General features: G+C 68.4%; 8 protein-coding genes. All 8 read left to right on the forward strand.

Annotated features, from left to right (window positions below; all coding sequences use genetic code 11):
• Positions 1-486 precede the first annotated feature (486 nt).
• Positions 487-1665 (forward strand): OprO/OprP family phosphate-selective porin, encoded by a 1179-nt coding sequence (locus tag H0E82_RS03495; RefSeq protein WP_180543785.1) that lies wholly within the window; start codon positions 487-489, stop codon positions 1663-1665.
• A gap of 196 nt (positions 1666-1861) precedes the next feature.
• The gene (locus H0E82_RS03500; protein WP_180543787.1) at positions 1862-4018 is read left to right on the forward strand and encodes a methyl-accepting chemotaxis protein; all 2157 of its coding nucleotides are present in this window, start codon (positions 1862-1864) and stop codon (positions 4016-4018) included.
• 81 nt (positions 4019-4099) lie between these two features.
• Positions 4100-4870 carry a flagellar brake protein gene (locus H0E82_RS03505; protein WP_180543799.1) on the forward strand — a complete coding sequence of 257 codons (771 nt, stop codon included), beginning with the start codon at positions 4100-4102 and terminating at the stop codon, positions 4868-4870.
• Between the two features lie 92 nt (positions 4871-4962).
• Positions 4963-5439, forward strand: a complete 477-nt coding sequence (locus tag H0E82_RS03510; RefSeq protein WP_180543802.1) for a chemotaxis protein CheW — start codon at positions 4963-4965, stop codon at positions 5437-5439.
• Between the two features lie 217 nt (positions 5440-5656).
• On the forward strand, positions 5657-5917 hold the full coding sequence (locus H0E82_RS03515) for a hypothetical protein (RefSeq protein WP_425600310.1): 261 nt from the start codon (positions 5657-5659) through the stop codon (positions 5915-5917).
• Positions 5918-5983: 66 nt separating this feature from the next.
• On the forward strand, positions 5984-8347 hold the full coding sequence (locus H0E82_RS03520) for a methyl-accepting chemotaxis protein (RefSeq protein WP_180543808.1): 2364 nt from the start codon (positions 5984-5986) through the stop codon (positions 8345-8347).
• 531 nt (positions 8348-8878) lie between these two features.
• Positions 8879-9154, forward strand: a complete 276-nt coding sequence (locus H0E82_RS16655; RefSeq protein ID WP_219338391.1) for a hypothetical protein — start codon at positions 8879-8881, stop codon at positions 9152-9154.
• 30 nt (positions 9155-9184) lie between these two features.
• Positions 9185-11094 (forward strand): methyl-accepting chemotaxis protein (locus H0E82_RS03530; RefSeq protein ID WP_180543814.1); only part of this gene is annotated, 1910 nt, incomplete at its 3' end.

An 11094-nucleotide genomic window follows, 5' to 3' on the forward strand; every position in this document is an offset into this window, starting at 1 on the left:
ACCACGCAATCCGGCCACCAACTCCGGTCCGCTTTCCCGGCGTGCGCCCGCGCGGGCTCACGCCCGATCCCGTTGCGTCCGCTCATGGACGCGTGCTCGACGGATCTGGAAGCGCGCGGGCTGCCCGGGCCGCCTTAGACGAGGCTGCCGCGGACGAGCGGCCGGCATCGCGTCGGGGACGTGGTCCAGAACCATGATGTGCGGGGGTGCTGACGCAGCGATCGCGCGGCGCGCCTTTCCGACGTTCGTCAGGATGGAATCGCCGAATCGCTTCATTTCGCCGGTCCATGTAGGTCTTCTCTTACTCGTCTGTCGGAAAAAATCCTCAAGTCGGAGGCCATCGGGTCGATAACTGGACTGTGATCCCCGCCACCCGCATCGAAGTGCCGGGCTTCCACATGACGTCTGCTGTCGCTGTTGCCACCCAGCCAGCAGATCGACGTTCGCAGCCCGCTCTTCATGCGCCCAGGCGCCGCAGGTGTTCCGATGAGACTGTCCACCCACGCTGCACTGCTGGCCCTACTCGCGCCCATCGGCGCTTCGGCCGGCGACGGCACGTCCCGGCAGGCCTGGCCGCCGAAGTGGAGCCTGCCCGGCGAGCACGAGCTTGTGCTGACCGGAAACGCCGCCTACGACCGCAACGAGGTGCTCGGCGACGCGGGGCCGCGGCTCGACGACGCGCACGGCTGGCGTCGCCGCGAATTCGGATTCGGCCTCAAGCGCAAGGGGGTCTACGACCTCGGCGCGGCGTTCGATTTCGCATCGCGCACCTGGATGGACGTCGCGGTTCGCGTCGAGACCAAGGCCGTCACCGGTCGCGACGTCGGACGGGTGCGGCTCGGGCAGACCAAGCTGCCGCTTGGGTTCGAAGGCAATACCGCCACGCGCAGCAGCCTGTTCCTCGAGAACTCCCTGCCCACCCAGGCGTTCTATCCGGGTCGACGCATCGGCCTGGACTGGGCCTTCGAGCAACCGGCCTATCTGGTCAATGCCGGGTACTACGGCAACGATCTGCAGGGCAACAATCGCGGTCGCGTGTTCGCCGCGCGCGCGGCGTGGACACCGCGCAAGGCCGCCGGGGACGTGCTGCATCTGGGCATCGCCGGCACCCGCGAGCGCCCGGATGGCGAGATCGACGGCCGTGGCAACGTCGTGCCGGCGAGTGCGCGATGGCGCGCGAGGCCCGAGGCCGGGCTGACGCCGACCCGCCTGGTGGATTCGGGCACGCTGGCGGGAGCCGAGCGCGTCGAACGGGTGGGCATGGAAGCGCTCTGGATCCATGGCGCCTGGTCGTTGCAGGGCGAACACATGGGCCAGCGCACGCAGCGCACCGCCGGCCGGCCAAGCTATGCCGCCGATGGCGGCTACATCGCCGGAAGCTGGATCCTCACCGGGGAGTCTCGTGTGTACACGGGCGGCAATGTCGGCAACCCGGTGCCCCAGGGATCTGCGGGCGCATTCGAGCTGACCGCGCGCCGCAGCTGGATCGACCTCGACGATGCCGGCATCGCCGGCGGCCGCCAGCGCAACTGGACCGTGGGTGCGAACTGGTATCCCAACCGCTATCTCAAGCTGCAGGCCAACTACGTGCGCGTGGATGCGACGCGCGGCGCCGTGTCCACTGACGGCGACCTGTTCCTGCTGCGCGCCCAGACGCATTTCTGAGTTCGACCTTCGCTGGACAGCACGCCGCGTTCGCCTGGTCGCGGACCAGACCGCTGACACCCGTAAACCGACTTTGCCGAATCTGTCATTTCTCCGTCAGGCCGCAGCTCGCGGCGCCGTTAAACCCCGACCGAAGTTCCACCCAGCGCATTACGGACCTCCGTTCGGATTGCGCCCGCCCACCCGGAGACACCCGATGACCTGGCTCAACAACATGACGATCGCGCGCAAGCTCGGGATCGCGTTTGCCCTGATTTCCCTGCTGGCCATCGGCGTCAGCGCGCTCGGCCTGATGCGCCTGGCCAGTCTCAACGCGGAGCTGCAGAAGGTCAGCGTCGACGACATGCCAGCTGTCCAGCACCTCGGCGAGATTCGAGCCCAACTCGGCGAATACCGGACTTATGAAATCGCGCAGTTGACCCGGCTTGACGAGCCTGACGCCGTGCAGGACTACAACGAGCGACTGGCCAAGATCGAGATCATCCTCGCCGAGCGCCAAGCGATGTACGAGGCGCTGCCCTTTGCAGCCGAAGAACGTGCCCTTTACGACACCGCAGCCGAGCGGCTCGCGGCCTATCTGGGTGCGCACCGGGAGATTGAGAGCGCGCTCGCTGCCGGAGATGTGGAGGCTGCGCATGCGGTGTCGGACGAGAAGTCGCGGCCGCTACGCCGGAGCCTGTTCGAGGCTCTCGCGGTACTTAACACGTTCAATCTGGACCGACTGAACGCCGATATTGCCCACTCCAATGAGACCTATCGCAGTAGCGTGATCACGATGCTCGTCGGCATCGTACTGCTGATCGTCGTCGCTGCTGCCCTCGGCTTCTTCATTGCGCGGACACTCGCGCAGTCGATCGGCTCGGCTGTGAAGGTCGCCGAGAATGTTTCGGCTGGGCGCCTCGACGGCGCGATCGCGGTCGGCGGCCGGGACGAGGTCGGCCAGCTGCTGGCCGCAATGTCGCGCATGCAGGCACAGCTGCGCTCGGTGATCGGCGCCCAGCGTGACATGGCACGCGAACACGAGGCCGGCACGATCAGCTACCGCATGGACGCCCAGGCCTTTCCGGGCGACTACGGGGTAATGGTGGCCGGCACCAACGAACTGGTCGCCGCGCATCTGGCGGTGAAGATGCGCCTGGTGGACATCATCAAACAATATGCGGTGGGCGACCTCTCGCAGGACATGGATCGCCTGCCCGGCGAGAAGGCCGTGATCACCCAGTCCATGGACACCGTGAAGAGCAACCTGACCGGCATCAACGGCGAGATCCGCCGCCTGGTGACCGCTGCCTCGGCTGGCGACTTCAGCGTGCGCGGCGATGCCGATCGCTTCCAGCACGACTTCCGCACGATGGTCGACGGTCTCAACCGCCTGATGCAGACCGCCGACGAGAACCTCGCCGATGTCTCGCGGGTGCTGCAGGCCATTGCCCGCGGCGACCTCACCGCGCGCATGGACGGCGATTTCCAGGGCGTGTTCGCGCAGATGCGTGACGACGCCAATGCCACCGTCGCCCAGCTCACCGGCATCGTCGGGCGCATCCAGGCAGCGTCGGGTGCCATCGGCACCGCGTCGTCGGAGATCGCAGCCGGCAACGACGACCTCTCGCGCCGGACCGAGCAGCAGGCCGCAAACCTCGAAGAGACCGCGGCCTCGATGGAGGAACTGACCTCCACCGTGCGCCAGAACGCCGACCACGCCCGCCAGGCCAACCAGCTGGCGATCGGCGCGGCCTCGGTCGCCACCCAGGGCGGCGAGGTGGTCGGCCAGGTGGTGACGACGATGGCCGACATCGAGCGCTCCTCGCGCAAGATCGGCGACATCATCTCGGTGATCGACGGGATCGCGTTCCAGACCAACATCCTCGCGCTCAACGCGGCGGTGGAGGCGGCGCGCGCCGGCGAGCAGGGGCGCGGCTTCGCGGTCGTGGCCTCGGAAGTCCGCACGCTGGCCCAGCGCAGCGCGGCAGCAGCCAAGGAGATCAAGCAGCTGATCGACGACTCGACCGGCAAGGTGGCCGACGGCGCAGCGCTGGCCGGCCAGGCCGGCAAGACCATGGGCGAACTGGTCGCCTCGGTGCAGCGGGTCACCGACATCATGGCCGAGATCTCGGCTGCATCGCAGGAACAGGCCGTCGGCATCGAGCAGGTCAACCAGACAATCACGCAGATGGACGAGACCACGCAGCAGAACGCCGCACTGGTGGAGGAAGCCTCCGCCGCCGCCCGCGCGATGGAGGAACAGGCCGCCGCGCTCACCGAGACGGTCTCGGTCTTCCACGTCGACACCGCCACCGCCCTGCTGCGCACGATCGCCGACAACACGCGCCGCAGCGAGGCGCAACCCGCCTGATCGCGGCGTGGTGGCCGGGCGGCTCAATCTCAGGGCCGCCCGGCCGCTATCATCTGCGATCGAACACCGCGGTTCTGGACGATGGCTGTCGCCGAAGAACACCTGCCACTGCTGGATGACGACGAGCAATCGCCGTTCGCGCTGCACGAGCCGCGCGAGATCACGCACGTGCTGCGGGCCCTGGTCGAGGCCCGCTCCATCATCACCGCCAACCTCATCCCCGGTGGGCTCGCCTGCCCCACCGCGTTGCTGGCGGTCGACGACGACGGCAGCCTGGTTCTCGACGGCAACCGCAACGAGGCGATGAACCGGCGCGTGGCCGGTTCATCGCGGCTGGTGTGCAGCACCCAGCTCGACCTGGTGCCGATCCGCTTCCGCCTGTCCACGCCCATGCTCATCGAGCACGAGGGCTATCCGGCATTCCGCGTGCCGTGGCCCGAGACCCTGCTGCGCCTGCAGCGACGCGAGATGTACCGGCTGCAGGTGTCGCCCGCCTCGCCCGCCACCCTGCACGTCGGCACGCTCGAGGCGCCACCCGATGCGGGCACCGACGGCTTGCGCGTGCTGGACATCAGCGGCGGCGGGCTCGCGGTCGCCGTTCCGGAAGGCCGGGAAGGACGCTTCGCCGCGCAATCGCGGGTCGCGCCCTGCCTGCTGCGGCTGGGCGACGCCCCGCCGATGACTGTCGCCCTCGAAGTCGCACATCTCGGCCGTTTCGACGTGCGCGGCGCACCGTACTGGCGTGCAGGCTGCCGCTTCGTCGACATGCCCGCCGCCCACGAGCAGCGGATCCTGCAGTACATCTTCCAGGTCGAGCGCCAGCGCAACGCGCGCCAGCGGCGCGGCGGCTGAGCACGCGCGGCTAAAGTTGCGGCCGTACCGGCCGATCTCCTGCGAGTCACCCATGCCGCATGCCCGCGGCACCCGCAGCAGGAGCGCACCGCATGACCAGTTCCACCCCGAGCGCCGCTGGCGAGTACCTGACCTTCACCCTTGGCGACGAGCACTACGGCGTCGACATCCTCAAGGTCCAGGAGATCCGCGGCTACGACGCCGTGACCCGCCTGCCGGACGCGCCCGAGTACATCAAGGGCGTCATCAATCTGCGCGGCACCATCGTGCCCGTGATCGACCTGCGCCTGAAGCTGCGCCTGGCCGAAGCCCGCTACGACAGCTTCACCGTGATGATCGTGCTCAACGTCGAGGACCGCGTGGTCGGCATCGTCGTCGACAGCGTGTCCGACGTGGTTCCGCTGCTCGACGAGCAGGTCCGGGCGACGCCCGAGTTCGGCGCCGCGGTGGACACCAAGTTCATCGCCGGCATCGGCACGCTCGACGAGCGGATGCTGATCCTGCTCGACATCGAGACCCTGCTCGACAGCACCGACCTGATCGACGCGCCGCTCGACGTCGCGGCCTGAGTTTTTTCTCGTTGCGCCTAAAGTCCGCCGCGCCGTTGCCGCTAGTGGGGCAACGGCCGGAGTGACCCCGGCCCGTCCCCCTGACTGGAGTACACCCATGACCCCGAACACCCGCCGCATCCTGACCGCGCTGCTGCTCAGCGCCTGTGCCACCGGCGCCGCTGCCGAGGAGGCCATCCGCCCCGAGCAGGCGGTCCGCTTCGCAGGCCAGAGCGGAATGGTCTGCGGCAAGGTCGAGAAGACCCGCTATGCGCAGAACTCCGAAGGTTCGCCGACCTTCCTGCACATGGGCGGCGCCTTCCCGCGCCACACCTTCTCGGCGCGCATCCCGCAGGACCAGCGCGACAAGTTCCGTCCCTCGCCCGAGGAACTGGAAGGCCGCGACGTCTGCGTGGTCGGCAGCATCCAGCGGGACGCGGGTCGCGCCGAGATCGCGGTGCGCTCGCCGAGTGACGTGAAGCTCGCCACCATCAAGTGATGCCCCGGCCCGGGTGCGCCACGCGCATCCGGGCCTTTTCTTTGTGCCGTACAGGGGAGTGACCCGATGCACTGGTTCTCGAATCTCAAGCTCGCGCCGAAGCTGATGCTGGCTTTCGGCGCGGTCCTGCTCATCATGCTCGTCCAGGGCATCGGCGCCTACACGGGCCTGCGCTCGATCAATCACGTCACTACCGACCTAGGGGAAGACGTGCTACCGAGCGTTGCTCTGGTAGGCGAAACGCGCGGCCTGCTGGGCGAGTTCCGCACCGCCTCTTACCGGGGACTTGTGCGGGCGAGCGACGCCGTCAAGCAAGATGCGCGTCAGCGGACTGCCGATATTGATGCGCAAATCCAGAAGAACTTCGAGACCTATCGCCAATACGCCACGACGCCAGAAGAGCAGAAGATGCTCGCGGACCTCGTCGCTGCCTGGGACGCTGCGAAGGCATCGTACGCCTCGGTCAACGAGATGCTCGATCTCGAACTGCCCGATGATGCCACCGACACCTTCATCGGCGAGACGAGCCAGCTGCACACTGCAGCGAGCACGGCACTGGCGGCGCTGGCCGATAGCGCCAACAGGGACGCCGTTGCTGCACGCAGCTCCGCGAGCAGCGCCTATTCCGCATCCAGCGTGCTGCTGGCCGTCCTGCTGCTGGCCGGCATCGCCGGCGGGTTGATCGTGGCCTGGCTGATGGCGCGCAGCCTCACCTCGGCGATGCGCGCCGCAGTGGGCGTCACCAACGATGTCGCCGGCGGCAAGCTCGACAGCCATATCGACGCCAGCCGCGGCGACGAGATCGGCGACCTGCTCAAGGCCATGCAGCGCATGCAACGTGACCTGCGCGAGCGCATCGAACGCGACCAGGCGATCGCCGGCGAGAACCTGCGCATCCGCACCGCGCTCGACAGCTCCGGCACCAGTGTCATGATCGTCGACCCCTCGCACAAGGTGATCTACGCCAACACCGCCGTCACCGCCCTGCTGCGCCAGTACAGCGACGACATCCGCACCACCCTGCCCGACTTCAACGTCGAACATCTCATCGGTGGCAGCATCGACGCCTACCAGCCCGATCCTTCGCGTCTGGCCGCCGTGCTCGAACACCTGCAGGGCGTGCACAGCGACGAGCTGACCTTCGGCGGCGCGCATTTCGGCCAGACCCTCGCCCGGGTGGACGACGAGTCCGGCACCCTGCTCGGCTACGTCGTCGAGTGGCGTGACCGCACGCCGCAGGTCCAGGTGGAAGTGGAGCTCGCCCGCGTGCTGCAGTCCGCGGCCGCCGGCGACCTCTCGCACCGCATCGGCCTCGACGGCAAGAGCGGCTTCTACCTGCAGCTCGCGCAGCAGCTCAACACCCTGCTCGATGCGAACGCGGTCAGCCTGGACCAGGTGTCGAACGTGCTCACCGCGCTGGCCGACGGCGACCTGACCGTCCGCATGGACGGCGACTTCCAGGGCGTGTTCGCCAAGATGCGCGACGATGCCAATGCCACCGTCGCCCAGCTCACCGGCATCGTCGGGCGCATCCAGGAGGCGTCGGGCGCCATCGGCACCGCGTCGTCGGAGATCGCCTCGGGCAACAACGATCTCTCGCGGCGCACCGAACAGCAGGCGGCCAATCTGGAAGAGACCGCGGCCTCGATGGAGGAGCTGACTTCCACGGTGCGCCAGAACGCCGATCACGCCCGCCAGGCCAACCAGCTGGCGATCGGCGCGGCCTCGGTCGCCTCGCAGGGTGGCGACGTGGTCGGCCAGGTCGTCACCACGATGAGCGACATCGAGCGCGCCTCGCGCAAGATCGGCGACATCATCTCGGTGATCGACGGCATCGCCTTCCAGACCAACATCCTCGCGCTCAATGCCGCGGTGGAGGCGGCGCGCGCCGGCGAGCAGGGACGCGGCTTCGCGGTCGTGGCCTCGGAAGTGCGCACGCTGGCCCAGCGCAGCGCGGCAGCGGCCAAGGAGATCAAGGGCCTGATCGACGACTCGACCGGCAAGGTGTCCGACGGTGCGGCGCTCGCCGCGCAGGCCGGCAAGACCATGGGCGAAATCGTGTCCTCGGTGCAACGCGTCACCGACATCATGTCGGAGATCGCCGCGGCCTCGCAGGAACAGGCCTCGGGCATCGAGCAGGTCAACCAGACCATCACCCAGATGGACGAGACCACGCAGCAGAACGCCGCGCTGGTGGAGGAAGCGTCGGCGGCCGCCCGTGCGATGGAAGAACAGGCCTCGAGCCTGGCGCAGACGGTCTCGATCTTCCGCCTGGACGGCACGGCTGCAGTGTCGACGGCACCGGCGGCACGCAAGCCGGCCGCGGTCGTGGCACCCGTCGCGCGCCGCGCAGCTGCCGCAGCAAGGCCGCGCCCGGCCGCGGTGAAATCCGCGCCGGCACTGGCGGAGGCGGATTGGGCCGAGTTCTGAGGCCTGTCGACTGGGATTCCTTGCGACGCCCCGGCCCTGCCGGGGCGTCGTCGTTTCCGGTGTGCATTTCGAATCTCGCGAGGACGCCGAATTGGTCGACGGATCGCCGGCCACGATCCGCGACAGTTTGCCCGCGGAGCGGGCATTGCTCCGGTCACACCTCATGATCCTCGAGACATCGGTGCTCAAGGCGCTCATTCACGCGCCGATAACGGATTCGGGTCCGGCATTCCGCCGTGCCGAGGGGACGCCATGAGGATCGACACACCGCCCCCGCCGCCCGGCCACCTGCTGCCGTTGCGGGACGCGATCCCTGCTCCGGTCCGCGCGGGCGCCTCGAGCCCACGGCCCCGCATGCCGGCAGGCTGGTGGTCGGGTGCACTTCTGCTTCCTCTGTTTCTCGGCTGGGTCTTCGGCGCGCTGGGGAGTCTGCGCAATGGCCAGGCCGCGGATGCGCGTGCGAATGCGGAGACGCTGGCCTCGCAGATCCGCAGCCGGCTTGGCGCGGACGCATTTGCCCGGGGCCCCATTTTGGTCACGCTCGTCGGCCATGCCTGTGCCTGCGCGCGGCCGGACGACGCGAGGCGCTGGACGGATGCCTTGCGCAGCACTGCCTTGCCGACCATCAGCCTCGATGCGCAGGACGCCGTCTTCTCGACCCTGATCTTCGATACGCACGGTGCCCTGCGCTTTGCCGGATCGCCGGCCGCATCCGGGTGCACCGGCGATCCCGTCCGCCTGCTGGCGTCGGTTCTCGCGCCCAGTGCCGCCCCCGTCGCCCCCTTCGTTTCCGCCTGCGTCTGCTGACGCGCCGCTGCTCCTTCGAGGCACCTTGCCATGATCACGACCCTGACCACCGCCCGCCGCGCCCCTGTGGGCTATGCGGCAGAACTGGCCATCCGCGCCGACCGGCTGTTTCTCATCGTCGGCGCGCTGCTGGCGTGCACGTCCGGTGTCGTCGCCTTGGCAAACGGCAGCTGGGCCCCGTTCTGGGCCATCAGCCTGCCGGCCTTCGCGCTGATGGCAGGCCACACCCTGCTGCTTCCAGGGACGCGGCTGACCCGCATCTGGGTCGCGCTGATGATGATGACCATCATCGCCGTCACTATCCACCAGACGAAAGGCCTGGTGGAAATGCATTTCGGCATCTTCGTGGTGCTGGCGCTGCTGCTGTACTACCGCGACTGGACCCCGGTGCTAGCGGGTGCGGTCTACATCGCGGCGCATCACCTGCTGATGTTCTGGCTGCAGTCCAGCGGGCTGCCCTACTACGCCTTCGCGTCGGGCAGCGGCTTCGGGCTCGTCGTGCTGCATGCGGCGTTCGTGGTCGCGGAGACCGCACTCGTGTGCGTGATGGCCATCCAGTTGCGCCGCGAACTCGACGCGCTGGGGCATTCGCCACAGGCCCTCGCCGAGGTCGCGCGCGGGGTGGCCGACGGCCGTGCCGCGCCGCAGGCCCTGCGCGACCTGAAATTGCGGCCCGGCTCGCTCGCCGCGTCACTGGTGGCCATGGGCGACAGCGTGGTCGCACGCCTGGAAGCCGACCGCGAGCAGCTCGCCGAGAATCTGCGCATCCGCACTGCCTTAGACAGCGTGACCACGAATGTGATGATCGCCGACACCGCGCGCGACATCATCTACGTCAATCGCTCGCTGCTGGAGATTTTTTCTGCTGCAGAAGACGACATCCGTCGAGACCTTCCTGGCTTTAATGCGTCGAGCATCATCGGCAGCAGTATCGACGGTTTCCATCGCGCCCCGGAGCACCAGGCCATGATGTTGGCAAAGTTGCGAGGCACGCATCGTGCGCAGATCAGCGTGGGGGGACGCACAATGCAGCTGATCGTTAATCCGATTGTCGACGCGGCTGGGGAATCAGCGGGATTTGTCGTGGAATGGGCGGACCGCACTGTCGAAGTGAGGCTCGAAGCTGAGGTGTCGCGGGTTATCAGCGCCGCCGCCGCGGGCGACCTCTCCGGTCGCATCCGCACCGACGACAAGTCCGGCTTCCTGCTCGCGCTGGCCGGCCAGCTCAACGGCCTGCTCGATGCGAACGCGGCGAGCCTCGACCAGGTCTCGGGTGTGCTGACCTCGCTCGCGGACGGCGACCTCACCGTGCGCATGGACGGCGACTTCCAGGGCGTGTTCGCGCAGATGCGTGACGACGCCAATGCCACCGTCGCCCAGCTCACCGGCATCGTCGGGCGCATCCAGGCGGCGTCGGGCGCCATCGGCACCGCGTCGTCGGAGATCGCAGCCGGCAACGACGACCTCTCGCGTCGGACCGAACAGCAGGCGGCGAATCTGGAAGAAACCGCCGCCTCGATGGAGGAACTGACCTCCACCGTGCGCCAGAACGCCGATCACGCCCGCCAGGCCAACCAGCTGGCGATCGGCGCGGCCTCGGTCGCGTCGCAGGGTGGTGACGTCGTCGGCCAGGTCGTGCAGACCATGAGCGACATCGAGCAGTCCTCGCGCAAGATCGCCGACATCATCTCGGTCATCGACGGGATCGCGTTCCAGACCAACATCCTCGCGCTCAACGCGGCGGTGGAGGCGGCGCGTGCCGGCGAGCAGGGGCGCGGCTTCGCGGTCGTGGCCAGCGAGGTGCGCACCCTGGCACAGCGCAGCGCGGCGGCGGCCAAGGAGATCAAACAGCTGATCGACGACTCGACCGGCAAGGTGGAGAGCGGCGCTGCGCTCGCCGCGCAGGCCGGCAAGACCATGGGCGAGATCGTGACCTCGGT

Source organism: Luteimonas deserti, from assembly GCF_013425765.1.
Classification (GTDB): Bacteria; Pseudomonadota; Gammaproteobacteria; order Xanthomonadales; family Xanthomonadaceae; genus Luteimonas; species Luteimonas deserti.

Bases quoted from the DNA above. Each gene is read 5' to 3' on its own strand.
- H0E82_RS03495 (WP_180543785.1), top strand. From the start codon at position 487: ATGAGACTGTCCACCCACGCTGCACTGCTGGCCCTACTCGCGCCCATC.
- H0E82_RS03500 (WP_180543787.1), top strand. From the start codon at position 1,862: ATGACCTGGCTCAACAACATGACGATCGCGCGCAAGCTCGGGATCGCG.
- H0E82_RS03505 (WP_180543799.1), top strand. From the start codon at position 4,100: ATGGCTGTCGCCGAAGAACACCTGCCACTGCTGGATGACGACGAGCAA.
- H0E82_RS03510 (WP_180543802.1), top strand. From the start codon at position 4,963: ATGACCAGTTCCACCCCGAGCGCCGCTGGCGAGTACCTGACCTTCACC.
- H0E82_RS03515 (WP_425600310.1), top strand. From the start codon at position 5,657: ATGGTCTGCGGCAAGGTCGAGAAGACCCGCTATGCGCAGAACTCCGAA.
- H0E82_RS03520 (WP_180543808.1), top strand. From the start codon at position 5,984: ATGCACTGGTTCTCGAATCTCAAGCTCGCGCCGAAGCTGATGCTGGCT.